This is a genomic window from Thioclava arctica (genome assembly GCF_040892615.1).
GTDB classification, from domain to species: domain Bacteria; phylum Pseudomonadota; class Alphaproteobacteria; order Rhodobacterales; family Rhodobacteraceae; genus Thioclava; species Thioclava arctica.
This window is the reverse complement of record NZ_JBFRYC010000008.1, coordinates 75,038-101,781: the sequence shown is the minus strand read 5'-3', so window position 1 is coordinate 101,781 and position 26,744 is coordinate 75,038. Positions and strand designations below refer to the sequence as shown.

Sequence of the window (26,744 nt, the reverse complement as noted above, 5' to 3'; positions counted from 1 at the left end):
CCAGTAGCCCGCCTGCCCCTTGCCCCTGCGGCGGGTGCGGCCTAATTTGCGCCCAAACGACAAGCCCGGAGACCCCCATGAGCCAGAAACGCAGCATTTTCGAGGAGGTCGGCGCGCAAGATGCCTCGACACGCAGCGAACCCAAGGGCGGGATGATCGACGCCAAACCCAAGGGTGCGCGCCGCGCGATCCGCGTCTGGCTGTTCATCATGTTCGCGCTGGTGGTAGCGATGATCGGCGTGGGCGGGGCGACGCGGCTGACCGATAGCGGGCTGTCGATCACGCAATGGAAGCCGATCTCGGGGGCGATCCCGCCGATGCATCTGGCCGATTGGCAGGCGGAATTCACCAATTACAAGCAAAGCCCACAGTTCCAATACATGAACCCCGATATGACCCTGTCGCAGTTCAAGGGCATTTTCTGGTGGGAATGGGGGCATCGTCAGCTTGGGCGGATCATTGGCCTCGTCTGGTTTGCCGGCTTCATGTTCTTCTGGCTGACCAAGAAAATCCCGCAAGGCTGGTGGGGGCGGCTGTTCAGTCTTGGGATATTGGGCGGTATGCAGGGTGCGATTGGCTGGTGGATGGTGTCGTCGGGGCTGGTCGGACGGATGACCTCGGTGGCGTCCTATCGGCTGGCGACGCATCTGGGGCTCGCTTTTATTATCCTTGGCCTGATCGCGTGGTTCGCCTTCCAGCTAGGGCGACCCCAAGCGCAACTGCTTCAAGCGCGCCGCCTCGCCGAGCCGCGTTTGACGGGTCTGGGAACGGTGCTGATCGTATTTGTCTTCGTGCAGATCATCCTTGGCGCGCTGACCGCAGGGATCGACGCCGGGCTGGCCTTTCCGACATGGCCCTCGATGAATGGCGAGTTCCTGCCCTCAGAAAGCTTTGACTACACGCCGCTTTGGACGAATTTTTTCGAAAACCCCGCGCTGGTGCAATTCAACCACCGCATAATGGGCTATCTGGTGGTTCTGCTGGGCCTGTTCGCGGCATGGCGCGCGCGCAGCTCGGCCCACCGCACCACGCGTCAGGCATTTGCGCTGATGGCAGCGATGATCGTGTTCCAGATGGTGTTGGGGATATCCACAGCGCTGGAACTGGTGCACTATTGGTGGCTGGGGCTGATCCATCAATTGGGCGCCGTTGTTACTTGGGTGCTGGTGATCCGCGCACGTCATAACGCGCGCTTCCCCCTCATCCGATCCATTCGGGAGGGACGAGCATGAGCGCGTTTGACGAACTCGCCGCGCATCAGCGCGAAACCGAGGCGCTAGGCAATATTTCGGGGCTTTTGGGCTGGGACCAAGAGGTGATGATGCCGCGCGGTGCGAGCGATCAGCGCGCCGAGGAAATGGCCGCGATTGAGAGCGTGCTGCACGCCCGGCGCACCGATCCGCGTATCGAGGACTGGCTGGTGCGCGCTGAGGCGACGGATGCAGCCCAATCCCGCATGCTTGATCTGATCGCGCGCAGTTACAATCGTTCGACCCGTATTCCTGCGCGGCTGGCGACGGAACTGGCGCGCCTCACCTCGCTGAGCCAAGGGATCTGGGCGCAAGCGCGCGCGGATGAAGATGCCAGCGCCTTCCTGCCCACGCTCGACGAGGTCGTGCGGCTAAAACGCGAAGAAGCGGCCTGTGTATCAGACGGCGATCTGTATGACGCGCTACTGGATGATTACGAACCCGGTGCAAGCGCCAAAGAACTGGGCGCGATGTTTGACCGGATGCGCGCCCCGCTGGTGGCATTGCGCGATCGGGTGCTCGGCTCTGAGGTCTCACCACAGCCGCTGAACATGGTCTTCCCCGAAAACGCCCAGCTTCGCTTGGCGCGCATTTGCGCCAGCGCTTTTGGCTATGACTGGACGCGCGGGCGGCTTGATATGTCGGTGCATCCGTTCTCATCTGGCGGAGGCGATGACGCGCGCATCACCACACGAATTTCCGAAAGCGAGCCCTTCGGCAATATCTACTCCACGATCCACGAAACCGGCCACGCCACCTATGAACAGGCGATCGACCCTGCCTATCGCTTCACCCCGCTTGGGCATGGCGTGTCGATGGGCGTGCATGAAAGCCAGTCGCGCATTTGCGAAAACCAGTTGGGCCGCTCGAGCCCGTTCACCGGCTGGCTGTATACCCGCATGATTGAGGCGTTTGGCGATCTGGGTCTGGCGGGTCCCGAGGCGTTCCATGCGCTCGTGAACCGCGTGGAGATGGGTTTCATCCGCACCGAAAGCGATGAGCTGAACTACAACCTGCATATCATGCTGCGCTTCGATCTTGAGCGCGACCTGATCGCGGGCAAATTGGAAGTCGCCGATCTCGAAGAGGCGTGGAATACCCGCTTCAAGCACGATTTTGGCGTGAGCGTCGCCAAGCCTTCGCAAGGGTTTTTGCAAGATGTGCATTGGTCGCTGGGTCTGTTTGGCTATTTTCCGACCTATGCGTTGGGCAATGTCTATGCGGGCTGTCTCAATCAGGCAATGCGCGCCGCGGTGCCCGATCTCGACGCCGGGTTGGCCAAGGGCGATGCCAGCGCGGCCAAAGGGTGGCTGGATCAGAACCTGCGCCAATTCGGCGGGTTGCGCCCGCCGCGTGACACCATCGAGCACGCCTGCGGTTTTGCGCCCAATGAAAAACCCCTGCTCGACTATCTGAGCCAGAAATTCGCAGCCATCTATCGGCTTTGAATTTAACCGCGAAAGGGACGCGACCCAGCGTCACACTAGGGAAACGCGGTGATCGTTGTTAAATTGGTGGCTCAGGCGATAAGGAGCTAGCATGACCCGTCACCAACTCGATCACTCTGCACAAGAACATATCGCCGACGGGGTCGTGCATGTTCTGGGCGTCGCTTTTGCCGTGGCCGGGGTCAGCGCGTTGATCGTCTGGGCGTCGCTCAGCATTCCGACAGGGCGCATCTGGCCTTTGACGGTCTACAGCCTTGGTCTGATCGCTTCCTTCTCGCTCTCGGCTGCGTATAATCTGACGCTACACGCGCCGACCCGTCGGATCTTGCGCCGGCTGGATCACGCCGCGATTTATCTGTTGATTGCCGCGACTTACACGCCGATGGCCTTGATCGGAATGGGTGGAATTTCGGGCTGGATGCTGACCGGGGCAGTTTGGCTTTTGGCCACGATTGGCATGGTGATGAAGCTGGGCTTCTTTCACCGCTCCGAGCGCTCGGGTTTTATCCTGTATCTCGCGATGGGCTGGCTGGGTGTGCTGGCGGCTTGGCCCCTGTTCAGCGCGCTATCGGTGACCGCGCTGGTGCTGGTAGTGATCGGCGGGCTGACCTACACGCTGGGCACGATATTTTATCAAATCGACCGCATCCCGTTTTCGCGCGCGATCTGGCACAGCCATGTGCTGGCCGCCGCGGCCACCCATTACGCGGCAGTGATCGTAATCACCAGCGGCGCGGTCTGATTACAGCGGATCGATATCGCCAGCCGCGCGCTGAGCGTGGAAATCCGCCACAAACGCAGCCAGTGTCCCTGCCGCAATCGCGTCTCGCAAACCCTGCATAAGCTCTTGATAGTAATGCAGGTTATGCCAGGTCAGCAGCATGCCAGAGATCATCTCTTGCGAGCGAAACACATGGTGCAGATAGGCGCGTGAATAATTCGAACAGGCCGGACAGGTGCATGCCTCGTCCAAGGGGCGCGGGTCATCGGCGTGACGGGCATTCTTGATATTTACCTGCCCATGACGCGTCCAAGCCTGCCCGGTGCGCCCCGAGCGTGAGGGCAGCACACAATCCATCATGTCGATGCCGCGCTCCACCGCCCCCACGATGTCATCGGGCTTACCCACGCCCATCAGGTAGCGCGGTTTATCGGCGGGCAGCATGGCGGGCGCGTAATCGAGCACGCCAAACATCGCCTCTTGTCCCTCACCCACGGCCAGACCGCCGACCGCATAGCCCTCAAAGCCAATTTCCGTGAGTTTCTGGGCACTTTCAGCACGAAGTTCACGTGTCACGCCACCTTGCTGAATGCCAAAAAGCGCATATCCCGGCCGATCGCCAAACGCCTCACGGCTGCGCAGCGCCCATCGCATCGACAGCCGCATCGACTTGGCGACCTCGTCATCCGTGGCGGGCAGAGCGGGGCATTCATCAAACGCCATCACGATATCCGAGCCCAGCAATTTCTGGATTTCCATGCTGCGCTCGGGCGTCAGCATATGTTTCGAGCCATCGATATGCGAAGCGAACTGTACCCCCTCCTCGGTCAGCTTGCGCAAGGACGCGAGGCTCATCACCTGAAAGCCGCCCGAATCCGTCAGGATCGGCTTGTTCCAGTTCATAAATTTATGCAGCCCGCCGAGGCGCGCGATCCGTTCAGCGGTGGGGCGCAGCATCAGGTGATAGGTGTTGCCCAGCAGAATGTCGGCCCCCGTTGCGGCCACCGATTCCGGCATCATCGCCTTGACCGTCGCCGCCGTGCCCACGGGCATAAATGCGGGCGTGCGAATCTCGCCACGCGGCGTGGAAATCACGCCGGTGCGCGCAGCCCCGTCGGTGGCGTTAAGGGTGAAGCTGAATTTCGACATCTGGGCGCTCCTGCGGATCAGGGCGCGGGTGTAACGCGGATGGCGGCGGATGGGAAGACGGGCTCAGGCCAGCAAGCGCCAGAAGAAAACCGCGCTCATCGTGAATCCCACCAGCGCAATCAGCGCGCGCACGACCGAGCGGGGCAGCTTGCGCGCAATCGGCGCACCGGCATAGCCCCCCACCGTCGAGGCCAGCATCATCGCGACCGCATAATGCCATTGCACCAAACCGCCCGCCGCAAACACGGCCACCGAAATCGCTGACAGCGCAAAGGAGAGCCCGTTTTTTAGCCCATTCATCTCGTGCAGATCGACCATCCCCCACAGCGCGAACAGCGCCAGCAGAACGATCCCCAGCCCGCCATTGAAATAGCCGCCATAGATGCTGACCAGCAGCAGCCCGACCGAGCCAAACGGCGTCACCGCCCGACTTTTGCGCGCCGCCCAGCCCCGAATCTGATCGCCAAACAGAAAGGCCAGCGTGGCGGCCAGCAGCAGGAAGGGCACGACCAGCGAAAACGCTTTGTTGGACGAGACCAGCAACAAGAGCGAGCCGATCAACCCGCCCGCGAATGTCACCGCCAGCAGCTTGAGCATCCGCGTCTTGTCAAAGCGCGCCAGCTCGGCGCGAAAGCCAAGGGCACCGCCAAGATAGCCGGGAAACACCGCCACGGCGCTTGTGGCATTCGCCATCACCGGCGGCAGGCCGATAAAAACCAGCGCGGGGAAGGTCAGAAACGTGCCGCCCCCGGCAATCGTGTTAAGAACGCCTGCGCAAAAGGCCGCGATCACGATCAGAAAAATATCCATGTCTTCTCCCCCGCGCCCGGTTCGCGCGCCTGCTCAGCTTTCGGCCTTCTTCTCCCAGCGCCCCGACTCTTCGCTCCAATACGCGGCCTTTGCGCCCGCCCCGGTCAAGGCGCGCCATTGCCCGCGCGCCACATTCAGCGCCTGCGCGTCATTGCCGTCAAACAGGATCCAGACACGTTTATGGGTCTCGGTATCGGCGGCGCTGACCTCGGCCCCATCCAGCGCCATCAGCGCATCGCGCGCATCTCCCGCAGGAAAGGTGGTCAGCAAAAGCGGCTGTAACCCGTCATGCGGCCCGCCCGCCTTACCATGGGGCAAAAAGCTGGCTTCTCCCATCTGCCAAAGCCGCAGATCAAGCTGGTCGAGCCGCGCAAGATCACGCCCGCGCAGCTCGATCTTCCAGCCCTGTTCGATCGCGCGGGCGGCGAGATTGCTCACCACCTGCTCAGGCGCCGAATACGTCAGATGATAGAAATTGACCTGCCCCATCCTAGCCTTCGAATTTGTCGCGGATCAGCCGATCCAGCGTCATCACACCCCAACCGGTCGCGCCTTTGGGGGCCAGATCGGTCGCTGCCGGGGGCAGCGCCACGCCCGCGATGTCAATATGGCACCACGGCACCTCATCCTTGACAAACCGCTTGAGGAACGCCGCCGCCGTGATCGAGCCCGCAGGCCGCCCGCCAGTGTTTTTCACATCGGCCAGTCGAGATTTGATCAGCTTGTCATAGGCGGGTTGCAGCGGCAGGTGCCAAGCACCTTCGCCCTCGGCATTTGCTGCTTTAAGAATGTCGCCTACGAACTTGTCATCATTGGCAAAAAGACCTGCGTTCTCGTGGCCCAATGCGACAATCACAGCGCCGGTCAGCGTGGCGAGATTGACCATTGCGCAGGGCTTGAAACGCTCTTGCGCATACCACAGCACATCGGCCAGAACGAGACGGCCTTCGGCATCGGTATTGATCACTTCAATCGTGTCGCCCTTCATGGATTTCACGACGTCACCGGGGCGTTGGGCTTTGCCATCGGGCATGTTTTCGACCAGCCCGACGAGGCCCACGACATTGGCCTTGGCCTTGCGCAGCGCCAGCGTTCGCATCACGCCCGACACAACGCCCGCGCCGCCCATATCCATCGTCATCTCTTCCATGCCCGCGCCGGGTTTGAGGCTGATGCCGCCCGTATCAAATACCACGCCCTTGCCCACCAGCGCGAAAGGAGCCTCGTCACCGCCGCCATTCCATTGCATCACGACGACTTTCGAGGGGCTTTCCGAGCCTTGGCCGACACCCAGAAGCGCGCCCATGCCCAGCTCTTTCAGCTGCTCTTCCTCAAGGATCTCGACCTGCAGGCCCAGCTCGTGCATCGCGGCGAGGCGCGCGGCGAAGTCGTCTGTCGTCAGGATATTGGCGGGTTCATTGACCAGATCGCGGGTGAAAAACACGCCCTCGGCCAAGGCGGCATGGGGCGCGGCCTGTGCGGCGAGTTCCTCGGGGTTTGTCGACATGACGGTGACAGGTCCGAAAGCGCTATTTCCCGAGGTGTGATAGTTGAACTGATAGGCGCGCAGTGCCAGACCAAAGGCGACATCGGCGGCCCGGTTCACCCCTTCGGTCAGCACAATCGCGCCACGCTCGCCCAGCTTGGCCCCCACGGCCCCGCCCGCTTTGCGCGCCTGCGCCTGATCGGCGCGCCGCTCGAGACGCAGAATTTGCACCGCCTCGGCTGCCAGCCCCACCGGATAGCCCAAATCCATCGACTCGCCCGCCCCCAGCTTGGCGAAGCTGTCAGATTCCACCGCACGGCGCAGCGCGCCCTTCATTGCGCGATCCAGCTTGCGCCCGGTCGGGCCCAGCTTGCCTTCTTCGCCCACGCAAAGCGCGATCCGCCCCGCAAAGGCACTGAGCGTATCAAGGTCGATCTCTTTGAAAGCAATGGCAACGGGTTGGGTCATGAAGGTCTCCGAATTTCGCCCGCGCGCGGCGCCTAGGCGCACCATGCTACAGGCGGGGGGTGGCAATGTGATCTTGCGCGACCCTAGACCGACGCCCGGAAAATGAAAAGCGCCCCAACTGGCACCTTTCTTTGACCCGCGCGACAGGCTAGAGAGAGCAAAACCTCCCGGAGGATGGTAGGGCATTTGACGCAACTGGACCGATATCTGTTGTCCAAATTGATGGCGCTGTTCGGGTTCTTTGCACTCGTTCTGGTCTCTGTTTATTGGGTCAACCGGGCTGTGCTGATGTTTGACAGCCTGATTTCGGATGGGCAAACGGCGGTGGTGGTGCTGGAATTCACCGCGCTGACGCTGCCCTACGTGATCCGGATCGTGTTGCCGGTCGCAGCCTTTGCGGCCACGATCTATGCGGTCAATCGGCTGGATCAGGATAGCGAATTGGTGGTGATGCGCGCCACCGGGGCGTCCAATTGGCGCCTTGCACGCCCGGTTGTGGTGTTTGGGCTGATTGCCTCGATCATGATGGCGATCTTGATCAACGTGCTGGTGCCCGCCGCAAAGCAGCGCCTTACCGAGCGCCGTCAGGAAGTCGCGCAAAACGTCACCGCGCAATTTCTGCGCGAGGGCAGTTTTCAGCACCCCGTCAAAGGCGTGACAATCTACATTCGCAAGATTTCGGAACTGGGAGAGTTGGAAGACCTGTTTCTGTCAGATCGACGCGATCCAGCCCGCGCGACAATCTACAGCGCCGACAAGGCACTGATCGTGCGCTCTGACAGTGGGCCGAAACTTGTGATGCTGAACGGTATGGCACAAACGCTCCAGCAGCCCGGCGATCGTTTGGCAATCACCCGATTTGCGAATTTCACCTACGATATCGGGACTTTGTTCAACGTGAGCAGTAATAGCAAACGGTCGCTGGATGAGATCGGGACACTGACGCTGCTGCGAGGGGGCGCGCAACTCGCCGCGCAGAGTGACGCCAGCCCGCAGCAGATTCGTCTTGAGTTGAACCGCCGCATCAGCCAGCCGCTATTGGCCCCCATTGCCGCGCTGATCGGCTTTGCCGCGCTGATGATCGGGACGTTTTCGCGCTTTGGCATGTGGCGCCAGATCACGCTCGCGATCTTTGGCCTGATCGTGGTGCAAGCGCTGCAAAACGGCGTCGAAAGCGCGTCATCCTCTGATCCCGGGCTTTGGCCACTGTTATATCTGCCCGCATTGGGGGGCGGACTGATCGCGGTTGCCATGTTGTGGTGGTCCGGCAGGCCTTGGCGAATCCGCGCGACAGCTACTCTGCAAGAGGGTGGCTCATGACCCTGGCGCTGTATCTGGCAAGGCGGTTTTCGCGCGCGTTTCTCATTGTAGGGGCAAGTTTCTGGGGCATTTTGTTCCTGATCGATATTGTCGAACAGGTGCGTCGTTTTTCTGACGCGCAGATGGGACTTGGACGTTTGGCGCTGATTTCGGCGCTCCATACCCCGGCCACGATGTATAATATTCTGCCCCTGATCGTGATGCTTTCAGCGGTCGCATTGTTCATCGGCTTGGCGCGCTCATCGGAACTGGTGGTGATCCGGGCGTCAGGGCGTTCGGCGTTGCGGATGTTGGCCGCGCCGCTGATTGTCGCAATACTGCTTGGGGTGGCCGCCCTGTTCATCGGCAATCCTTTGGTCAGCGCGACAACGAAGCGCTATGAAACAATGGTGGAGCATTATCAGGCCAAAGAGGGCGAGGCCGTCTCGATCGGGCGTGAAGGCGTCTGGATGCGTCAAAGCGCAGGGCTCAGCAACGATGGCAAGGCGCTTGCGCAGGCGGTGATTCACGCCACGCGTGCCAATGCGAATGCAACGACGCTGTTCAATGTCACCTTTCTGATCTTTGAATCCCCGCGCGGCCCGGTCCGGCGGATCGACGCTGCCAAGGCCGTGCTGGAACCCGGACATTGGCTGCTGGAAGACGTCAAAGACTGGCCACTGGGCAGTTCGACCAACCCCGAACGCGATGCTACGCGCCAAGCCAGCCTGACCCTGCCCTCGGACCTGACGGTGGAACGCATTCGCGACAGTTTCGGCAAACCCTCGGCTGTGCCGATTTGGCAATTGCCCAGCTTTATCGCCGCCCTTGAAAACGCCGGTTTCTCGGCGCGCCGTCATCAGGTCTGGTTCCAGATGGAACTGGCGCTGCCGCTGATGTTGGTGGGAATGGTGCTGATTGCGGCCAGCTTTACGATGGACCATATTCGCTTTGGCGGGACGGGTGCCAAGGTGCTGATGGCGCTGGCGGCCGGGTTGGGGTTGTTTTTCTTGCGCAATATTGCGCAGGTTCTGGGAGATAACGGGCAGATTCCCGTCACCCTCGCGGCGTGGGCGCCCCCGGTGATCGGACTGATGTTGCCTTTGGCACTGGTGTTGCACCGGGAGGATGGATGATGGGGTCGCGCGATCTGAAAGCGGCGCTGGGGGCGGTGGTGCTGGGCGCGCTGACGCTTGCCAGCCCGGTAGCGGCCCAAACCGCCAGCCCAGAGGCCGCGCTCAGCCCAGCCGATGCAACAGCGATTCCCGCTTCCGATGAGTTAGCCACGCTGCTCGCCGATCGGGTGCAGATCGAGGGTAAAAATCGTCTCATCGCACAGGGCCATGTCGAGATGTATTACCGCTCGAACCGGCTAACGGCGTCGAGCGTGATCTATGATCAAGCGCAGGACAAGCTGGTCATCGAAGGCCCGATCCGACTGGAGCAACCGGGCCAGACGGGCAGCGTGATCCTCGCCTCTCAGGCCGAACTGTCGCCCGATTTGCGCAACGGCATCTTGCTGAGTGCGCGCATGGTGATGGCGCGCGAATTGCAGCTTGCCGCCGCCTCGATCGAACGCAAGAACGGGCGCTACACCGTGCTCAACCGGGTCGTGGCCTCGTCCTGCCGGGTGTGCGTCGCCGATCCCACCCCGATTTGGGAAATTCGCGCCCGCAAGGTTGTGCATGATTCCCAAACCCGTCAGATCGTGTTTTACGACGCGCAGTTTCGTGCAGGCGGCGTGCCTATCGCCTATCTGCCGCGCCTGCCCATGCCCGCCCCGGGCGTCAAACGGATGTCTGGCTTTTTGCGCCCGTCGTTTCGCACCACCTCGGGTCTGGGCGCGGGGATCAAAGTACCGTATTTCTTTGCGCTTGGTCCTTCGCGCGATCTGACGGTAACCCCTTATGTCTCGGCGGCGCGCACGGAAACGCTGGGGTTGCGCTATCGCGAAGCCTATAATTGGGGCACACTGGAACTGAACGGCGCAGTGTCTAAGGATGACATCATCCCGGGCGCGACGCGGGGCTATCTGTTTGGTGATCTAAGCGCACGTCTGCCAGGTGATTTCAAACTCGGCGCTCAGCTGCGCTTGGTGTCAGATGATAGTTATCTGCTCAATTATGGCGTCACCAGCGATGACCGGCTGTGGTCGGGCGTGACATTGGAACGGGTGCGCGCGGGTGAGATGATCACCGCGCGGTTTGGCAACACTCGTTCGATTCGCGATGGGGAAAGCAACTCGACCGAGCCGATGCTGTCAGGCACCGCGCAATGGGTGCGCAGCTTTAGCCCGCAGGCTTTGGGCGGGCTGGCAACGGTGCGCTTTTCCACATTGGCCGCGCGGCGCGCCTCAACGTCCAGCATTGATGGCACCGACGCCGATCTTGTGCCAGATGGCCGCGACATGCTGCGCGGCTCAGTCTCGGCCAATTGGCAACGCAACTGGCTGCTTGGCGGCGGCCTTTTGGGTAAGATTGAGGCACAATATAGCGGCGATCTTATCGAGACCCAGTCCGATCCCGCCTATCCCAAGATGATTTTGCGCGGCCAGCCAACTTTGGCCACCGAACTGCGCTGGCCTTGGGTGAAATCGAGCACCCGCGCGGCATATGTCATTGAACCGATTGCGCAAATCGCCTGGGCCCCGAACACGCTCAAAGCCTCGCCCAATGAAGACAGCCTGTTGCCGGAATTTGACGAGGGCAATCTTTTCTCGCTCACCCGCTACCCCGGAGAGGACGCCCGCGAAACCGGATTGCGCGCCAATCTTGGTGTCAGCTGGACGCGCTATGACGCCTCGGGCTGGTCGCTGGGCGTCACGGCCGGGCGCATTTTCCGCCAGCAGGATCTGGGCGCATTCGCTGGAATCTCGTCGCTGGCGGGGATCCGGTCCGATTGGCTGGTTTCCACCCAACTGAGCACGGCAAATGGGCTGATCTTTTCAAACCGGATGCTCTTTAATGATAATTTTTCGGTGTCGCGCGATGAGCTGCACGTGGCGTGGTCGCGAGAGCGCTATCACGTCACGGCGGGCTATCTTTGGCTGGATGCAAACTCTGACACCACGCTCACCACCGACCTGTCCGAGCTGACATTGGATACCGGCTATGACTGGGGCAACGGCTGGTCAGGCACCTTTGCGACCCGCTATGATCTGACCGCCAAGCAAGCGGCACGCGCGAATCTGGGGCTTCAGTATGTCAACGAATGTGTTTTGGTTGATCTTTCCCTCTCGCGCCGCTTCACTTCCTCTACTAGTGTAACCCCCGAGACGGATTTCGGCCTGTCGGTGCAACTTGTGGGCTTTGGCTCGACGCAAGGCAGCGCAGTGCGCCGCATGTGCGCGCGCTAGATCGCAGACCGAAGGCCGAATACGACGCGAATAAACGGATACAGGCACGCCATGACGATGATGACCCGACTGCTCCCCCTTCTGACCCTTGCGGTGACTCTGGTGTTTGGCGCTCTGCCCGGCTTGGCACAATCGAGCGGCAGTTTTTCCCCTGTTATCACCGTGAACGGCTCTGGCATTACCGCGTATGAAATCAATCAGCGCCTGCGCTTCATGCAGTTGCTGAACGCCGCAGGCACCACGCCCAAAGACGCCGAAGAGGCCTTGATCCAAGACCGGCTGCGGATTTCAGCGTCCCATCAGGTCGGGCTGAAGCTGGATGAGGCAGGGCTTGAAAAGGGCATGGCCGAATTCGCCGGGCGCGCCAATCTGACCAACGAAAAATTCCTTGAGGCCCTAAAGCAAAACGGCGTCGATCCCGCGACCTTCCGCGATTTCGTGCGCGCAGGCATGCTGTGGCGCGAACTGGTGCGAGCGCGCTTCGGCGCCAAGGTATTCATCAACGACGCCGCCATCGACCGCGCGATGATGCAGGAATCGCAAGTGGGAAAAGGCGTAAAAATCCTGATTTCCGAGGCGATCATTCCGGCACCGCCCGGCAATGAGCGCAACGCGATGGGACAAGCCCGGCAGTTGTCAGCAACGAAAGGCGAGGCCGCGTTTGCAGCCCTTGCCCGGAAATACTCAGCCACCGCCTCGCGCAATCGTGGCGGGCGGCTTGACTGGATGCCGATCGAAAACCTGCCCGTGCAGCTGCGCGCAGCTGTCCTTGCGCTCAAGCCGGGCACCGCGACAGCGCCGATCACGCTGAAGGGCGCTGTGGCCGTATTCATGCTGCGCGCCATCGGCGATGGCAGCGCGCCCAGCGGGCCACAATCGCTGAGCTATATGACCTTCAATCTTGGTGCGACGGGCAGCGAACAGGCGGCGAGACTCGCCGGTCGGGTCGCGACCGATGCGCGCCGCTGCAACGAGCTTTACACCATCGCCAAAGGCCTGCCTGCCAGCGCGCTGACCGCTCATGACGGGGTAACACAAGCACAGGTGCCCACCGATATCGGCCTGACACTGGCCCATCTGGATATTGGCGAAACCGAGGTGCTCTCGCGCGGCGGTTCGGACACATTGGTGATGCTGTGCAATCGCGAAAGCGTGCCCGGCAAGGACGAGGTCGCCCCGACGCGCGATCAGGTGCGCGCGCAGTTGGAAAACAACGCGCTCGCCTCCTATGCCGAGGGCTATCTGGCCGATCTTGAGGCCGATGCGGTGATCGTGCGCAAATGAGTGCGCCCGCCCTTGACCGCCCGGTGATCCTGATCTGCGGAGACCCCTCGGGCATCGGCCCCGAACTGGCCGCCCGCGCTTGGGAGCATTTCGGTGCCCGCCTGCCCTTCGTATGGATCGGCGACCCTGCGCATCTGCCGCGCGGCACCAAAATCCGCGAGATCAGCCAGCCAAGCGAGGCGATCACCCATGCCAGCGCTGGCCTGCCGGTGCTGCCTCATCCGTTTCCCGCCGCCGCCGAGCCCGGCAAACCCGACCCGGCCAATGCGCGCGCGGTGATCGATGTGATCGCACGCGGCGTCGATTTGGTGATGCGTGGGCAAGGCTCGGCGCTGACCACCGCCCCGATTCACAAAAAGGCGCTGCATGACGGCGCGGGATTCGCATTTCCCGGCCATACTGAATTCCTCGCCCATCTGGCCGGGGTCGACCGTGTGGTGATGATGCTGGCCTCCTCCAATGCCAACCCGCCGCTGCGTGTGGTGCCCGCGACCATCCACATTGCGCTGGCCGATGTGCCAACAGCCTTTACCCCGCACCTGCTGCGCGAAACGGTGCGCATCACCGCCGAAGGGCTGCGCCGCGATTTCGGGTTTGAATCACCACGCATCGCCGTGGCGGGGCTTAATCCGCATGCCGGTGAAGGCGGTGCGATGGGGCACGAAGAGCTCGACTGGATGATTGACGAAATCGCCAGCCTGCGCGCCGAGGGCTATGCGCTCTCGGGCCCGCTGCCCGCCGATACGCTGTTTCACGCCCGCGCGCGCCAAACCTATGACGCCGCGATCTGCGCCTATCACGATCAAGCCCTGATCCCGATCAAGACGCTCGATTTCGACGGCGGGGTGAATATCACGCTGGGCCTGCCCTTCGTGCGCACCTCGCCCGATCACGGCACCGCCTATGATATCGCAGGGCTCGGGCGCGCCAATCCCGCCTCGCTGATTGCCGCACTGGAAATGGCCGCGCGGATGGGCGCGGCGCGACGGGATTAGGTCGATGCTCTGTCATCTAGCAATACATACTCCCGCCGGAGGCACCTGCCGCCGGGGTCGCACGCTCCGCGGGGAGTATTTCGGGCTAGATGAAATGAGGAGCGTTTAAATGGCCGCGCTTGACGGATTGCCGACGCTGCGCGAGGTGTTGCGCACGCATGACCTGGTGGCCAAGAAAAGCCTGGGGCAGAATTTCCTTCTTGATCTCAATCTGACTGCGAAAATTGCGCGCGCGGCGGGTGATTTGAGCAGCGCGGATGTGCTGGAGATCGGCCCCGGCCCCGGTGGGTTGACGCGCGGGCTTTTGGCGGAAGGCGCGCGCCGGGTTCTGGCGATCGAGAAAGACTCGCGCTGCCTGCCCGCGCTGGCAGAGATCGCAGCCGCCTATCCCGGGCGACTGGAGGTGATCCACGGCGACGCGCTGGCGATCGACCCGCTGGCGCATCTGACGCCACCGATCAAGGTTGCCGCCAACCTGCCCTATAATGTGGGCACCGAATTGTTGGTACGTTGGCTGACCCCTCCCAGTTGGCCGCCGTTCTGGGAAAGCCTGACCTTGATGTTTCAGCGCGAGGTGGCCGAGCGGATCGTGGCCCAGCCCGGTGACAAGCATTACGGACGGCTCGCGATTTTGGCGCAATGGCGCTCGCAAGCACGCATCGTGATGGGCCTGCCGCCCGAGGCCTTCACCCCCGCCCCCAAAGTTCATTCCGCCGTGGTGCATCTGCGCGCCCTGCCCGAGCCGCTGTTTCCCGCCGATCCCGCGACCCTCAGCCGGGTCGTGGCTGCCGGGTTCAATCAGCGGCGCAAGATGCTGCGCGCCTCGCTGAAATCAGTGGCCCCCGATATCGAGGCCAAGCTGGAAGAGGCCGGGATCAAGCCGACCGAGCGCGCCGAGCAGGTCACGATCGAGCAATTTTGCCGCTTGGCCCGGATCGTGAAAGCCGCCAGCTGAACCATCAACGAGGTTGCGCAATGCAAAAGACCCGCGCCAAGGCACGGGTCTTTTTGGTAGGTTTGGCGCAGAGATTACTCTGAGGAGGTTTCGGGCGCGGCCTCGACCGGCGCGGATTTGGGCTGGCGCGGTTTGCGCGGAGCGCGCGGGCGCTTGGGCTTTTCCGCCTTTTCCGTCACCGGTGCGGTCTCACTATGCGCGCGGCTTTCGGGCGTGTCGACCAAAGCCGAAGACGCATCTTCGTCAGGGGCGGGCATGGGCGGCATCATCGCGCTGCCCTCATCGGCCACTGCGCGTTGGCGCCGCCGCGGAGCGTCAGAGCGAGCTGTGTCCGCACGCGGCTGCTCGGTGCGGCCCGATTCCGTCTGAGTAGGCTCTGCCCGGCCAGAATCAGAGCGCGCGGAGTCAGATGCGTTGGGCGTTTGATCGCCATTCGAACTCGCGTTTTGACCGCTATTCTGGTCGTTATTCTGGCCATTACTTTGGCCGTTATCCGATCCGCCAGACTGGCCAGTGTTCTGACCATTATTCTGGCCATCACCGCCTTGGCTTTGTTGACGCTGCTGGTTGCGGGCCTCTTGCTCGCGCGCTTGTTCGCGCTGCGCCTCGCCCAGCATGCGTGTGTAATGCTCGGCATGTTGCAGAAAGTTCTGCTCGGCCACACGGTCATTGGACAGTTGGGCATCGCGCGCCAGCGTCAGATATTTGTCGATGATCTGCTGGGGGGTGCCGCGCACCTTGCCTTCGGGGCCGGAGCTGTCGAAGACCCGGTTGACGACATTGCCCATCGAGCGTTGACGGTTCGACTTGTTGCGCGAACGGGATTTGGAAGATCTCATGGTTTTCTTTTGGCTTGTGGCACCTCAAGGGCGCATTTTCGGGGTCAGGCCCCGAAACGGGGCGCGTGCCGCGCGGGATGGCCGGATCAGGCACAGGCCAGAAAATGCCTGCTATTGATCCGCGACCCGCAGTGTGAAGCTGAGCCGTGCGAGGGGAGATACTCTCCAATCTGCACAAGGTTGCAGTAAACATGGGCCGCGCGCGGTTTCAAGCCTCTAATTGCGCAGATACGGCTATTTATCGGGAATTTGGTGCAATTTATCCATAGATCGGTGAAATTTGGCATGAAAATCTGGCGATCAGGCGCAGCCACAGCTGTCCGTATCGCCCGGTTGCAGCGCTGTAACCACGCGATCGCGCCCGTCAAAATCCTGACGTATCGCGATATCGTGAAAGCCTTGCGCGGCCAGAAGCGCGCCGACTGCGGCCCCTTGGGTTGGCCCGATTTCCAGCAAGATCCGCCCGCCCGCCATCAGCCGCGCCCCGGCCCCGCGCGCGATCGCACGATAAGCGTCCAACCCGTCACCGCCCGGCGTCAGCGCGCCCAGTGGCTCCCAGTCGCGCACATCGGCGCTTAGCCCCGCCATTTCGTCCTGCGCGATATAGGGCGGGTTCGACACGATCAGATCAAAGCGCCCCGGCACGGCAGAAAACCAGTCCGATTCAATCAACGTGGCGCGAGGTGCGACGCCCAGCGTCTGCGCGTTCTCGCGTGCGATCTCAAGCGCGGCTGGCGAGATATCCGTACCGGTTCCACGCGCGAAGGGCATGGATTTGAGCAGCGAAATCAGGATGCAACCGGTGCCCGTGCCCAGATCCAGCAGGCTGACAAAGGGCTGTTCAAGCGCTGTGGCCACCAGCGTTTCGGTTTCCGGGCGCGGGTCGAGCGTATCGCGGGTGACACGAAATTCTTGCCCCCAGAACATCCGTTTGCCAGTGATCTGGGCGACTGGCTGATGCGCGGCGCGCGCTGCAATCGCGGCGTCCAGACGCATCTGCGCGCCCTCGGATAGCGGGTCTTGCAACGCCAAGGTCAGCCGATCGGGGGCGATCCCCAAAGCATGGGCAAGCAAGCGGCGCGCATCGCCCGCAGCGCCCTCGATCCCGGCCTGCGTCAACTGGCGGGTGGCACCAACCAGCGCCTCTTGCGCCTTCACCCCTCCATCTCCGCCAGTTTGGCTGCCTGATCATCGGCGATCAGCGCCGAGATCACCTCGTCCAGCTCGCCCTCCATCACTTGCGCCAGCGCGTAGAGCGTGAGGTTGATGCGGTGATCGCTCAGCCGTCCTTGGGGGAAATTATAGGTGCGGATGCGTTCCGAGCGATCCCCCGAGCCGACCTGCGATTTGCGGCTTTCTGCGCGCTCAGAGGCAGCGCGCTCACGTTCGACCTCAAACAGACGCGCGCGCAGAACGGCCATCGCATTGGCGCGGTTCTGGTGCTGGGATTTCTCGGAAGACGTGACCACGATGCCGGTCGGGATATGGGTGATGCGCACCGCCGAATCCGTCGTGTTGACGTGCTGCCCACCTGCGCCCGAAGCGCGCATCGTGTCGATGCGAATATCGCTGGCGGGGATGTCGATATCGACCTCTTCGGCCTCGGGCAACACGGCCACAGTGGCCGCCGAGGTATGGATACGCCCGCCTGCCTCGGTTTCGGGCACCCGCTGCACCCGGTGCACGCCGGATTCGAACTTGAGCCGCGCGAACACGCCCGCGCCCTCGATGCGCGCGACCGCCTCTTTGACGCCGCCGAGTTCGGTCTGGGTCAGTTCCATCAGCTCAAAGCGCCAGCCATGTTTCTCGGCGTATTTCTGATACATCCGCAGCAGATCACCGGCGAACAACGCCGCCTCTTCGCCCCCTGTTCCGGGGCGAATTTCCAAAATAGCCGGGCGCGCGTCGGCGGCATCTTTGGGCAATAGCGCCAGACGCAAAGCCTGCTCCATCTCGGGGATGCGCGCCTTGAGTTGGGGCAGTTCTTCCTCGGCGAGACCCTTCATTTCGGGATCATCCAGCCAGCCCTCAGCCTCGGCCAGATCGGCGCGCGCGTGTTGCCACGCCTCGATCTGGGCGACGACGGGTTTCAGCTCGGAATATTCGCGGCTGATCTGGGCGATTTTCGCGGGATCAGCGCCACTGGAAAGCTGCGCCTCGAGATATTCGAAGCGTGCAAGGATCTGGACAAGTTTCTCTTCGGGCAACATGCAAGCGGTTTGGCGTGAAGCGCCCCGTTGGTCAAGTGGGCGCGAACGGGGCGCAAAAAACAGGGCCTAGCAAGGTGACGCACGCGCCCTGCCCTGCCAAAGCGGTTTCAGGGAGCGTTTTGCGAGAGAATACGACCATGCGCGCCAGTCTGACCGCCGCAAGCCTTGCGCTTGGGGCACCGTCGCTTGCCACACCCGCGCTGGCGCAAGACCTAGGCTCACGCTTGCGTCATGACGCGCTCCCTTTACCCGGGCCATGCAATCCCTATATAAACAGTCGAGATATCCGCGAACCGCGAGAGAGACCCCATGACCGCCACTCCCGAAAACCCGCTTGAGGGCACGCCGCTGATCAAGCCCTCCAGCACCGATCATCCGCTTTATGAGCAGGTGGTGGATGCCTGTCGCACCGTCTATGACCCGGAAATTCCGGTCAATATCTATGACCTCGGCCTGATCTACACGATTGAAATCAGCCCCGAAAACGACGCCAAGCTGATCATGACGCTGACCGCGCCGGGCTGTCCGGTGGCCGGTGAGATGCCGGGCTGGGTGCAGGATGCGGTGGCCTCGGTCGGGGGCTTGCGCGATGTCGATGTCGAGATGACCTTTGATCCGCAATGGGGCATGGACATGATGTCAGACGAGGCGCGCCTCGAACTGGGCTTTATGTAACCATTCGTGATGCGCTTTATTGAAGGGCGGTGCGGGGCGATCCCGTGCCGCCCTTTGCATTTTTGCACACCCCCCTTGCGCGCCCTTGTCGCCCTGCCCGCGCGCCCCATTTCAGGAACAGGAAACCCTCTCCAATCAAGGATAAAGGCGCAATGACCGATATGCTGTTTACCCCCACAACGCTTGGCCAGATCGAGATCGCCAATCGTTTCGTCATGGCCCCGTTGACGCGCAACCGTGCGCCCGATCTGGTGCCTGTCGATCTGACGGTCGAGTATTACCGCCAGCGCGCCACCGCCGGGCTGATCATCTCCGAGGGCACGCAGATTTCGCCGATGGGTCAGGGCTATGCCTGGACGCCTGGCATCTACAATGACGCGCAGGTCGCGGGCTGGCGCAAAGTCACGGATGCGGTACATGGCGCGGGGTCCAAGATCGTCGCGCAGATCTGGCATGTCGGGCGCATTTCCGTGCCCCAACTGCTGGATGGGCGCGATCCGGTGGCGCCCTCGGCAATCTCGGCCGAGTCGAAAACCTTTGACGGCACTGGCTTTGTCGCAACGACCGTTCCCCACGCGCTGACGCTGGACGAGATCGCGGCGACGGTCGCGGATTATCGCAACGCGGCCGAATGCGCCAAGGCAGCAGGCTTTGACGGCGTCGAGATTCACGCCGCCAACGGCTATCTCATCGACCAGTTTCTGCGCGACACCTCGAACACCCGCACCGACAGCTACGGCGGCTCGATCGAGAACCGCACGCGGTTCCTGCGCGAAGTGGTCGAGACGGTCATCAGCGTCTGGGGGCCGGGCCGTGTGGGCATCCGCTTGTCGCCCTATTCGAACGCGAATAACGTCGGCATTTCCAGCGACACCCCCGAGCTGTTCGCCGCCGTGGTCGATTTCCTCAACACGCAAGATCTGGCCTTTGTGCATCTGATCGAGGGGCAAACGGGCGGTGCGCGCGACTGGCCCGAGGGTGCGATCGAGGCGCTGCGCAATCGCATCACCGCCCCCTATATCGCCAATAACGGCTATAGCCACGAGATGGCCGAGGCCGCGCTGGCCGATGGTGCTGCAGCGGTGGCGTTCGGGCGGCTATTCATCGCCAATCCCGACCTGCCGCAGCGCTTTCAGACGGGCGCGGAGTTGAACCCGCTGGATGGCGATCACCTTTATGGTGGCGGGGCCGAGGGCTACACGGATTATCCCGCGTTGGGCTGATCTCGGGCAGACATGCCGTCACGACGACCAAAATGCAGGCTTTAGGGCCTGCATTTTACTATTCGCAGGCAAAATAGCTTGCATTCAATCAAGTGCAGGCATTATAACCTGCATATGGATCAGATCTGCGTTCTCACCGGCGATCTTGTCGCCTCATCACGCCTCTCAAGCCGCGCGCTGGACGCAGCACTTGAGGCTGTGGCGCAAGCCTGCAGCGATCTGGGCCCTCAAATCGGGGCGACGCGCTTTGCCCGCAACCGCGGCGATGGCTGGCAAATCGCGCTGGACACGCCGCGATTTCAGGCGCGCCTTGCGCTGCTGATCCGGGCGCGATTGCGCGCGGTTGGCCCGGAACTTTCGACCCGGATCGCGATTGCCCAAGGCGCAGGCACCCTCCCCCTCGACACCGATCTGAACGCCGCGCATGGGCCAGTTTTCACTGCCTCGGGGCAGCTATTGGATGCCCTAGAAGGCCCGCGCATCGCCCATGCCGGGGGCGGCGCGCTGGGGGCGGCGCTGCGGCTGTTCGATCACATCTCACAGGGTTGGACACAGGCACAGGCGCGCGCGATGGTACCGATGCTGCGCCTCGATCCGCCCACCCAAACCGCCGCGAGCGCCGAAATCGGCATTACCCGCCAATCGCTGTCACAAGCCTTGCACGGCGCGGGCTATGAAGCGATCCTTGATGCGGTAACCCTGATCGAGGACAGCGCATGATCGAGACCTTTACCGCCCTGATCTGCGCCCATGTGCTGGCCGATTTTGCGTTTCAAAGCAATGAAATGGTCGCAGGTAAAGCGCGTCGTCACATGCCCACACTGGCCGCCCATCTGGCGATTTTACTGGGCTTAAGTACCTTACTGCTGCTGCAACTCTCTGGCGCATTGCTGGCCGCTCTGATCCTTGTCGGGCTAAGCCACTTCCTGATCGACATCGCCAAAACCTTTGCCCCCAAAAGCCGCGCGCTGATGGCGTTTGTTACCGATCAAGGCGCGCATCTGCTGGCCACCGCCGCGATTGCCGCCACCTTCCCCGGCCTGTTTGCCGACGCGTTTTGGGCGGATCAAAGCTGGCTGCCCGGCCTGCTGGCGCTGATCGCAGGGGCGATCGTGACGATCCGTGCGGGCGGCTTTGCCGTGGGGTTACTCATGGCGCGCTTTGACGATAGCGCCCCACCCGAGGGGCTACCCCAAGGCGGCCGCCTGATCGGCCAGCTTGAACGCGGCGTAATCTTCTTGCTGGTGCTGGCCGGACAGCCTGCCGCTATCGGCTTTTTGATCGCGGCGAAATCGATCCTGCGCTTTGAGGCCGTGTCAAAAAACGGCGCGAACCCGAAAAGCGAATATGTCATTATTGGCACGCTGGCCTCGTTTGGCTGGGCCTTGGCGGGCTCTTACGCGACGCTCGCACTGATGAGCCACCTCGCCCCCCTTGGAATCCTACCCCCAGCGAACTAGATTTGAGTCACAAGGAGAGCCCCCATGTTTAACGTCCCCGGACAAGACCCTGTGACCATGACCGACGCCGCTGTGGCCCAAATCGCCAAGCTGATGGCGCGTGAAGACGCGGATGGCTTTCGCATCGGCGTCAAAAAGGGCGGCTGCGCGGGCATGGAATACACGATGGAGGTCGCCGCCGAAGCAGGCCCGATGGATATCGTCGTCGAAAATGGCCCCGCGCGTGTACTGATCGCCCCGATGGCACAGATGTTCATGCTAGGCACCGAGATTGACTATGAAACGGGTTTGCTCGAAAGCGGCTTCAAGTTCCGCAACCCGAATGTCGTCGAGGCCTGCGGCTGCGGTGAATCGATCAAATTCGCCGATATGGACGCAGCAGACGCCAAGGCCTAAGCCTGCGCGTTTTTGCCCTTTGCGCTGCCCTGCGCCCTGCCCTAATCTGCCGGTGTAATCATTCAGGGAGAGAGAGCGCATGCGCACCAAACTGGCCGCTGGCAATTGGAAAATGAACGGGCTTAAGGCGGATCTGGCCGAGGTCGAAACGCTGGTGGCAAACCACCCCGCACCGCTTTGTGATGTGCTGCTCTGCCCGCCCGCAACGCTGATTTCTGCGCTGGCGCAGATTGCGGGGGCAAGCCTCGATGTGGGTGCGCAGGATTGCCACATGAAAGGTTCCGGCGCGCATACTGGGGATATTTCCGCCGCGATGATCGCCGATGCCGGGGGAAGCCACGCGATTGTCGGCCATTCCGAGCGCCGCGCCGATCACCACGAAAGCGACGTGCTGGTGCGCGCCAAGACCGAAGCTGCGATCGAGGGCGGTCTGATCGCTGTTGTCTGCGTCGGCGAAACCGAGGCGCAGCGCGATGCCGGCGAGACGCTGACGATCATTGGCAACCAGCTCAAGGGCTCGCTGCCCGATCATGCCACCGCCACCAATTGCGTCGTGGCCTACGAACCGGTCTGGGCCATCGGCACCGGGCGCACGCCGACGCTGGAACAGATCGCCGAGGTTCATGATTTCATGCGTAACGCTTTGGTCAAACGCTTTGGCGCCGAGGGCGACGGGATACGGCTGCTTTATGGCGGTTCGGTCAAACCCTCGAATGCGACCGAGATTTTCGCCGTCTCCAATGTCGATGGCGCACTTGTCGGCGGCGCATCCCTGAAAGCCGCTGATTTCGGCGCGATCATCGCTGCGCTGGACGCCGCCTGATCCGGCCCCTGCGCGGTATCCGTTTTCACGCGATACCGCGCGGCATCCGTTTTGCGCGATACCGCGCGGGACCGAACTTTGCGCGATACCGCGCGGGACCCGAACTTTGCGCGAGACCGCGCAGGGGCTTGACTTTGCGTTCAAACTCCCCCATTTGACCCTCAATGGTTGCTGCGCTGCCGCGTGAGTAAGCCTGCGCCCCTCCCTTGAGGCGCATCAGCAACCGCCAAACTTCCGTTCCCCATCACGCAGGGTTCTCAAGGCAAACGGCGAAACGCGCCGCGCGCCACCAACCCTGTTGCCCGCCTCCCGCTAGATCGGGACGTGCAGCACATCGCGCGCGCCATTCCGGCACGCGCTAAAGGAATTATTTTGTCCGACTTTGCAACTCTTGGCCTTGCGCCGACCCTGATCGAAGCCCTCACCCGCGCGGGCCTCACCCATCCCACCCCGATCCAGCAGCGCGCGATCCCGCTCGCTCTGTCAGGGCGTGACGTGATGGGTCTGGCCCAGACCGGCACCGGCAAGACGCTGGCCTTTGGCCTGCCGCTGATCGATCAATTGCTGGCCGAACCCGGCAAGCCCGCTCCGAAAACCGTCAAGGCGCTGATCCTTGCCCCCACCCGCGAGCTGGTCAACCAGATCGCAGATCACCTCAAAAAGCTGACTGATGGCTCCAAGGTCAAGGTCGCAACCGTCGTCGGCGGCCAGTCGATCAACCGCCAAATCGGCCTGATGCATCGTGGCAATGACATTCTGGTGGCAACACCGGGCCGTCTGATCGACTTGATGGACCGCCGCGCGGTGGACCTGTCGACCGTGCGCTATCTGGTGCTTGATGAGGCCGACCAGATGCTCGACATGGGCTTTATCCATGCGCTGCGCCGGATCGCGCCGAAACTGGGCACGCCGCGCCAGACCATGCTGTTCTCGGCCACGATGCCCAAGCAGATGGATGAACTCTCGCGCGCCTATCTCACCAACCCCGAGCGCGTGCAGGTCACCCCGCCCGGCAAAGCCGCCGATAAAGTCACCCAATCGGTGCATTACCTCGATGGCAAGTCCGCGAAAGGCGACAAGCTGCGCGATATTCTGTCGGCTGATCTCAAAGCGTTGACGCTGGTGTTTTCGCGCACCAAACATGGCGCGGAAAAGCTGATGAAGGGGCTTGTGGCCGATGGCTATAACGCGGCCTCGATCCATGGCAACAAATCGCAAGGCCAGCGCGATCGCGCTATCAAGGCATTCCGCGACGGCACGATCAACGTGCTGGTGGCCACCGATGTCGCCGCGCGCGGGATCGACATTCCCGGCGTGTCTTACGTGATCAACTTCGATCTGCCCGAAGTGCCCGACGCCTATGTACACCGCATCGGGCGCACCGCGCGTGCGGGTCGTGAAGGTGAGGCAATGTCCTTCTGCACGCCCGAAGATGTGGACCTGCTGGTTCAGATCGAAAAGCTGATGAAGATCGAGATCCCGACCGCCTCTGGCGAGCGTCCCAACGCCGTCAATCGCCCCTCGGTGCGCAACCAGCGCGGCAAATCGGCGGGCAAATCCAGCGGCGGACGTCGTGGCAATGGGGGCAATGGGGGCGGCCAGAAATTCGGCGCACCCAAGGCCAATCACGGCGCTCCTGCCGGCGCACCCGGTCAGGCCAAACGCCGCCGCCCGCGCCGCACCGCCGCCTAAGGGCGAATGAATTCCGCGCGGGCAGCCTCTGCCCGCGCGTGATGACCACAGCCCGGCATATGATCATTGACCATCCCCATCGCCTGCATGAAGGCGTAAACGGTTGTCGGGCCAACGAATTTCCAACCATCCTTGCGCAACGCTTTTGACAGAGCCTCCGAGGCGGGTGTCTTGGCGGGCACGTCACCGGGCGCATGTTCGGGGTGACCGGGCGCGAAAGACCAGATCCATTTGGCAAGCGAACCTTCGCGCGTCACCACCGCTTGCGCGCGCGCCGCGTTGTTGATCACCGCTTCAATCTTGCCACGATGGCGCACGATGCCCGCATCCCCGAGCAGACGCAGAACATCCGCCTCGGTGTAGCGCGCCACTGTGTTGAAATCGAACCCGTCGAAAGCGGCGCGGAAATTCTCGCGCTTGGCGAGGATCGTGCGCCAACTCAGCCCCGCCTGAAACCCTTCCAGACACAGCTTTTCAAATAGGCGGATATCGTCGCTGACAGGATAGCCCCATTCATTGTCATGATAGGCGATATAGGGCTCCCAGCCTTCGCACCAAAAGCAGCGGTTCACCCCGTCAGGTCCGGTAAAAATGCGTGACATACAACCCCCTCTTCCCGCCTGAGCATCCTAACAAGACGCACCCTGCTTGGCCACTCACGCAAGGGGGCGCTGCCCCCGTTTGCCTTCGGCAATCTCCCCCGGGATATTTAGATCAAGAGGAAGAGCAAACCCGTCCGTTATTCCAAATTCTGCAAATATCCCGGGGGGAGTCCGAAGGACGGGGGGCAGCGCCCCCCCCTCCCCGGTTTGAGCGTTATTTCACCACTGTTTCCGGCCCCATCGCCATCGTTGGCAAGAAGGTCGAAATGATCGGCACATAGGTGATCAGGATCAGGAAGACGAACAGCACTGCAAGGAAGGGAGCCGAAGCCTTAACCACCCGCATAATCGGCATCCCCGCCACGCCAGATGTGACGAACAGGTTGAGTCCAACCGGGGGCGTAATCATCCCGATCTCCATATTGACCACCATGATGATGCCCAGATGGATTGGGTCGACTCCCAGTTGGATCGCAATCGGGAAGACCAGCGGAGCGACGATCAGGATCAGGCCCGAGGGTTCCATAAACTGCCCGCCGATCAGCAGGATCACATTCACGATCACGAGGAACATGATCTTGCCCAAGCCTGCGCCCAGCAACGCTTCGGTGATCTTTTGCGGGATCTGCTCGTCGGTGAGTACATGCTTGAGGATCAGCGCATTGGCGATGATGAACATCAGCGTGATCGTCAGCTTGCCCGCCTCAAATAGCGTGTCGCGCGTGCCCTTGTGCCAGATCACCTCGATCAGGGCCTGCGGGCGTTTGAGCAGGCTGATCTTGGTGTCGCCCTGATCGAGCGGCCCCATGTCGCGATAGATGAAATTCGCCACAATCCAGGCATAGACAGCGGCCACGGCGGCGGCCTCGGTCGGGGTAAAGATACCGCCGGTGATGCCTGGGATGCCGTACAGCCCGACCATAATAATCGCGATCAGCATCAGCCCCCAGAAGGCGTCGCGGAAGCTGGCCCAGACCTCGCCCCAGCCCTGCCACTCGCCTTTGGGCAATTTGCGCCGGATCGCGATGAACAGGATCGTGGCCATCAGCATCGTGCCTGCCAGAAGGCCCGGAATGACCCCGGCCAAGAACATCCGACCGACCGACACATCGGTGGCCGAGGCATAGACCACCATCACGATCGAGGGCGGGATCAGGATGCCCAGCGTGCCTGCGTTACAAATCACGCCAGCGGCGAAATCCTTGGAATAGCCGACCTGACGCATCGCGGCGATCACGATCGAGCCGATGGCGACAACCGTCGCGGGGGACGATCCCGAGAGCGCCGCAAACAGCATACAGGCAAACACCCCCGCAATCGCAAGTCCACCGGGCAGATGCCCGACCACTGCGATGGCAAAGCGGATGATGCGTTTGGCCACGCCCCCCGTCGACATAAAGGACGAGGCGAGAATGAAAAACGGGATCGCCAGCAGCGTCGCGTGATTGTCCATCGCATCATATAGCGACTGCGCCACCGAGGCGAGCGATGCATCCGAAAAGATTAGCAAAAACAGCGTCGAGGCCAGACCCAGCGACACCGCAATCGGCACGCCCACCAGCATGAAGCCGATCACCATCAAGAACAGGAATAGGATATCCATG

Annotated in this window: 25 protein-coding genes; 16 read left to right on the top strand and 9 right to left on the bottom strand. The window is 62.1% G+C overall.

The window, feature by feature from the left end; all coding sequences use genetic code 11:
* Positions 1-77 precede the first annotated feature (77 nt).
* The 3 genes from ctaA to trhA all read left to right on the top strand — a co-directional run bounded on the left by ctaA (position 78) and on the right by trhA (position 3,440).
* Entirely contained in the window at positions 78-1,232 is a 1,155-nt protein-coding gene (gene ctaA / locus AB4874_RS13700; RefSeq protein WP_368392397.1) for a heme A synthase, read from the top strand.
* A complete protein-coding gene (locus AB4874_RS13695) occupies positions 1,229-2,698 on the top strand; it encodes a carboxypeptidase M32 (protein WP_368392396.1) in 1,470 nt (489 codons plus the stop codon). Before ctaA ends, AB4874_RS13695 begins: the two co-directional genes overlap by 4 nt.
* A 91-nt stretch (positions 2,699-2,789) precedes the next feature.
* Positions 2,790-3,440, top strand: a complete 651-nt coding sequence (trhA, locus tag AB4874_RS13690; protein ID WP_295532386.1) for a PAQR family membrane homeostasis protein TrhA — start codon at positions 2,790-2,792, stop codon at positions 3,438-3,440.
* Here the strand turns inward: trhA and tgt are convergent, their stop codons facing one another.
* The 4 genes from tgt to AB4874_RS13670 form a co-directional block, all read right to left on the bottom strand.
* Positions 3,441-4,568 carry a tRNA guanosine(34) transglycosylase Tgt gene (gene tgt / locus AB4874_RS13685; protein WP_368392395.1) on the bottom strand — a complete coding sequence of 376 codons (1,128 nt, stop codon included), beginning with the start codon at positions 4,566-4,568 and terminating at the stop codon, positions 3,441-3,443.
* Positions 4,569-4,631: 63 nt separating this feature from the next.
* Positions 4,632-5,378 carry a sulfite exporter TauE/SafE family protein gene (locus tag AB4874_RS13680; RefSeq protein WP_368392394.1) on the bottom strand — a complete coding sequence of 249 codons (747 nt, stop codon included), beginning with the start codon at positions 5,376-5,378 and terminating at the stop codon, positions 4,632-4,634.
* Between the two features lie 33 nt (positions 5,379-5,411).
* A complete protein-coding gene (locus AB4874_RS13675) occupies positions 5,412-5,867 on the bottom strand; it encodes a DNA polymerase III subunit chi (protein ID WP_368392393.1) in 456 nt (151 codons plus the stop codon).
* Position 5,868: 1 nt separating this feature from the next.
* Entirely contained in the window at positions 5,869-7,332 is a 1,464-nt protein-coding gene (locus AB4874_RS13670) for a leucyl aminopeptidase (RefSeq protein WP_368392392.1), read from the bottom strand.
* A gap of 186 nt (positions 7,333-7,518) precedes the next feature.
* On the opposite strand from AB4874_RS13670, the gene lptF reads away from it, so the two are divergent.
* The 6 genes from lptF to rsmA all read left to right on the top strand — a co-directional run bounded on the left by lptF (position 7,519) and on the right by rsmA (position 15,220).
* The gene (lptF, locus tag AB4874_RS13665) at positions 7,519-8,652 is read left to right on the top strand and encodes an LPS export ABC transporter permease LptF (protein ID WP_368392391.1); all 1,134 of its coding nucleotides are present in this window, start codon (positions 7,519-7,521) and stop codon (positions 8,650-8,652) included.
* Complete coding sequence (lptG, locus tag AB4874_RS13660) at positions 8,649-9,767, top strand: LPS export ABC transporter permease LptG (protein WP_368392390.1); 1,119 nt, start codon at positions 8,649-8,651, stop codon at positions 9,765-9,767. Before lptF ends, lptG begins: the two co-directional genes overlap by 4 nt.
* Positions 9,767-11,986: an LPS-assembly protein LptD gene (locus AB4874_RS13655; RefSeq protein ID WP_368392389.1), complete on the top strand. Its 2,220-nt coding sequence runs from the start codon at positions 9,767-9,769 to the stop codon at positions 11,984-11,986. The genes lptG and AB4874_RS13655 overlap by 1 nt, the downstream gene beginning before the upstream one ends.
* Positions 11,987-12,037: 51 nt before the next feature.
* Positions 12,038-13,270 (top strand): peptidylprolyl isomerase, encoded by a 1,233-nt coding sequence (locus tag AB4874_RS13650; RefSeq protein WP_368392388.1) that lies wholly within the window; start codon positions 12,038-12,040, stop codon positions 13,268-13,270.
* Positions 13,267-14,265 carry a 4-hydroxythreonine-4-phosphate dehydrogenase PdxA gene (gene pdxA / locus AB4874_RS13645; RefSeq protein WP_368392387.1) on the top strand — a complete coding sequence of 333 codons (999 nt, stop codon included), beginning with the start codon at positions 13,267-13,269 and terminating at the stop codon, positions 14,263-14,265. Before AB4874_RS13650 ends, pdxA begins: the two co-directional genes overlap by 4 nt.
* A 109-nt stretch (positions 14,266-14,374) precedes the next feature.
* Positions 14,375-15,220, top strand: coding sequence for a 16S rRNA (adenine(1518)-N(6)/adenine(1519)-N(6))-dimethyltransferase RsmA (gene rsmA / locus AB4874_RS13640; protein ID WP_368392386.1), 846 nt, complete (start codon positions 14,375-14,377; stop codon positions 15,218-15,220).
* A 74-nt stretch (positions 15,221-15,294) separates the two neighbouring features.
* Here rsmA and AB4874_RS13635 read toward each other — a convergent pair whose 3' ends face one another.
* The 3 genes from AB4874_RS13635 to prfA all read right to left on the bottom strand — a co-directional run bounded on the left by AB4874_RS13635 (position 15,295) and on the right by prfA (position 18,269).
* A complete protein-coding gene (locus tag AB4874_RS13635) occupies positions 15,295-16,059 on the bottom strand; it encodes a DUF4167 domain-containing protein (RefSeq protein WP_295532348.1) in 765 nt (254 codons plus the stop codon).
* A 300-nt stretch (positions 16,060-16,359) separates the two neighbouring features.
* A complete protein-coding gene (gene prmC, locus AB4874_RS13630) occupies positions 16,360-17,217 on the bottom strand; it encodes a peptide chain release factor N(5)-glutamine methyltransferase (protein WP_368392385.1) in 858 nt (285 codons plus the stop codon).
* A complete protein-coding gene (prfA, locus tag AB4874_RS13625; RefSeq protein ID WP_368392384.1) occupies positions 17,214-18,269 on the bottom strand; it encodes a peptide chain release factor 1 in 1,056 nt (351 codons plus the stop codon). Before prfA ends, prmC begins: the two co-directional genes overlap by 4 nt.
* 309 nt (positions 18,270-18,578) lie before the next feature.
* Between prfA and AB4874_RS13620 the strand changes: the two genes are divergently transcribed.
* The 7 genes from AB4874_RS13620 to AB4874_RS13590 all read left to right on the top strand — a co-directional run bounded on the left by AB4874_RS13620 (position 18,579) and on the right by AB4874_RS13590 (position 24,538).
* Positions 18,579-18,944, top strand: coding sequence for an SUF system Fe-S cluster assembly protein (locus tag AB4874_RS13620; protein ID WP_295532342.1), 366 nt, complete (start codon positions 18,579-18,581; stop codon positions 18,942-18,944).
* A 152-nt stretch (positions 18,945-19,096) separates the two neighbouring features.
* Positions 19,097-20,167 (top strand): alkene reductase, encoded by a 1,071-nt coding sequence (locus tag AB4874_RS13615; RefSeq protein WP_368392383.1) that lies wholly within the window; start codon positions 19,097-19,099, stop codon positions 20,165-20,167.
* A gap of 114 nt (positions 20,168-20,281) precedes the next feature.
* A complete protein-coding gene (locus tag AB4874_RS13610) occupies positions 20,282-20,887 on the top strand; it encodes a MarR family transcriptional regulator (RefSeq protein ID WP_368392382.1) in 606 nt (201 codons plus the stop codon).
* Positions 20,884-21,627, top strand: a complete 744-nt coding sequence (locus AB4874_RS13605; RefSeq protein WP_368392381.1) for a DUF3307 domain-containing protein — start codon at positions 20,884-20,886, stop codon at positions 21,625-21,627. The genes AB4874_RS13610 and AB4874_RS13605 overlap by 4 nt, the downstream gene beginning before the upstream one ends.
* A gap of 24 nt (positions 21,628-21,651) precedes the next feature.
* The gene (locus tag AB4874_RS13600; RefSeq protein WP_368392380.1) at positions 21,652-22,023 is read left to right on the top strand and encodes a HesB/IscA family protein; all 372 of its coding nucleotides are present in this window, start codon (positions 21,652-21,654) and stop codon (positions 22,021-22,023) included.
* A gap of 79 nt (positions 22,024-22,102) precedes the next feature.
* Positions 22,103-22,846 carry a triose-phosphate isomerase gene (gene tpiA / locus AB4874_RS13595; RefSeq protein ID WP_368392379.1) on the top strand — a complete coding sequence of 248 codons (744 nt, stop codon included), beginning with the start codon at positions 22,103-22,105 and terminating at the stop codon, positions 22,844-22,846.
* A gap of 372 nt (positions 22,847-23,218) precedes the next feature.
* Positions 23,219-24,538, top strand: a complete 1,320-nt coding sequence (locus tag AB4874_RS13590) for a DEAD/DEAH box helicase (RefSeq protein WP_295532330.1) — start codon at positions 23,219-23,221, stop codon at positions 24,536-24,538.
* Here AB4874_RS13590 and AB4874_RS13585 read toward each other — a convergent pair.
* Together AB4874_RS13585 and AB4874_RS13580 are read right to left on the bottom strand one after the other, a co-directional pair.
* Positions 24,535-25,140, bottom strand: a complete 606-nt coding sequence (locus AB4874_RS13585; protein ID WP_368392378.1) for a DNA-3-methyladenine glycosylase I — start codon at positions 25,138-25,140, stop codon at positions 24,535-24,537. The two genes, AB4874_RS13590 and AB4874_RS13585, sit on opposite strands and share 4 nt — an antisense overlap.
* A gap of 214 nt (positions 25,141-25,354) precedes the next feature.
* Positions 25,355-26,743 carry a TRAP transporter large permease gene (locus AB4874_RS13580; RefSeq protein WP_368392377.1) on the bottom strand — a complete coding sequence of 463 codons (1,389 nt, stop codon included), beginning with the start codon at positions 26,741-26,743 and terminating at the stop codon, positions 25,355-25,357.
* Position 26,744: the final 1 nt, after the last annotated feature.

Excerpts from the sequence above, each read along its gene's own strand:
- AB4874_RS13670 (WP_368392392.1), bottom strand. The coding sequence starts at position 7,332 with ATGACCCAACCCGTTGCCATTGCTTTCAAAGAGATCGACCTTGATACG.
- AB4874_RS13585 (WP_368392378.1), bottom strand. The coding sequence starts at position 25,140 with ATGTCACGCATTTTTACCGGACCTGACGGGGTGAACCGCTGCTTTTGG.
- AB4874_RS13600 (WP_368392380.1), top strand. The coding sequence starts at position 21,652 with ATGTTTAACGTCCCCGGACAAGACCCTGTGACCATGACCGACGCCGCT.
- AB4874_RS13635 (WP_295532348.1), bottom strand. The coding sequence starts at position 16,059 with ATGAGATCTTCCAAATCCCGTTCGCGCAACAAGTCGAACCGTCAACGC.
- AB4874_RS13655 (WP_368392389.1), top strand. The coding sequence starts at position 9,767 with ATGGGGTCGCGCGATCTGAAAGCGGCGCTGGGGGCGGTGGTGCTGGGC.
- ctaA (WP_368392397.1), top strand. The coding sequence starts at position 78 with ATGAGCCAGAAACGCAGCATTTTCGAGGAGGTCGGCGCGCAAGATGCC.
- prfA (WP_368392384.1), bottom strand. The coding sequence starts at position 18,269 with ATGTTGCCCGAAGAGAAACTTGTCCAGATCCTTGCACGCTTCGAATAT.
- tpiA (WP_368392379.1), top strand. The coding sequence starts at position 22,103 with ATGCGCACCAAACTGGCCGCTGGCAATTGGAAAATGAACGGGCTTAAG.
- lptG (WP_368392390.1), top strand. The coding sequence starts at position 8,649 with ATGACCCTGGCGCTGTATCTGGCAAGGCGGTTTTCGCGCGCGTTTCTC.
- AB4874_RS13675 (WP_368392393.1), bottom strand. The coding sequence starts at position 5,867 with ATGGGGCAGGTCAATTTCTATCATCTGACGTATTCGGCGCCTGAGCAG.
- AB4874_RS13680 (WP_368392394.1), bottom strand. The coding sequence starts at position 5,378 with ATGGATATTTTTCTGATCGTGATCGCGGCCTTTTGCGCAGGCGTTCTT.
- AB4874_RS13580 (WP_368392377.1), bottom strand. The coding sequence starts at position 26,743 with ATGGATATCCTATTCCTGTTCTTGATGGTGATCGGCTTCATGCTGGTG.
- AB4874_RS13605 (WP_368392381.1), top strand. The coding sequence starts at position 20,884 with ATGATCGAGACCTTTACCGCCCTGATCTGCGCCCATGTGCTGGCCGAT.
- AB4874_RS13615 (WP_368392383.1), top strand. The coding sequence starts at position 19,097 with ATGACCGATATGCTGTTTACCCCCACAACGCTTGGCCAGATCGAGATC.
- pdxA (WP_368392387.1), top strand. The coding sequence starts at position 13,267 with ATGAGTGCGCCCGCCCTTGACCGCCCGGTGATCCTGATCTGCGGAGAC.
- AB4874_RS13610 (WP_368392382.1), top strand. The coding sequence starts at position 20,282 with ATGGATCAGATCTGCGTTCTCACCGGCGATCTTGTCGCCTCATCACGC.
- AB4874_RS13695 (WP_368392396.1), top strand. The coding sequence starts at position 1,229 with ATGAGCGCGTTTGACGAACTCGCCGCGCATCAGCGCGAAACCGAGGCG.
- AB4874_RS13620 (WP_295532342.1), top strand. The coding sequence starts at position 18,579 with ATGACCGCCACTCCCGAAAACCCGCTTGAGGGCACGCCGCTGATCAAG.
- rsmA (WP_368392386.1), top strand. The coding sequence starts at position 14,375 with ATGGCCGCGCTTGACGGATTGCCGACGCTGCGCGAGGTGTTGCGCACG.
- AB4874_RS13650 (WP_368392388.1), top strand. The coding sequence starts at position 12,038 with ATGACGATGATGACCCGACTGCTCCCCCTTCTGACCCTTGCGGTGACT.
- tgt (WP_368392395.1), bottom strand. The coding sequence starts at position 4,568 with ATGTCGAAATTCAGCTTCACCCTTAACGCCACCGACGGGGCTGCGCGC.
- trhA (WP_295532386.1), top strand. The coding sequence starts at position 2,790 with ATGACCCGTCACCAACTCGATCACTCTGCACAAGAACATATCGCCGAC.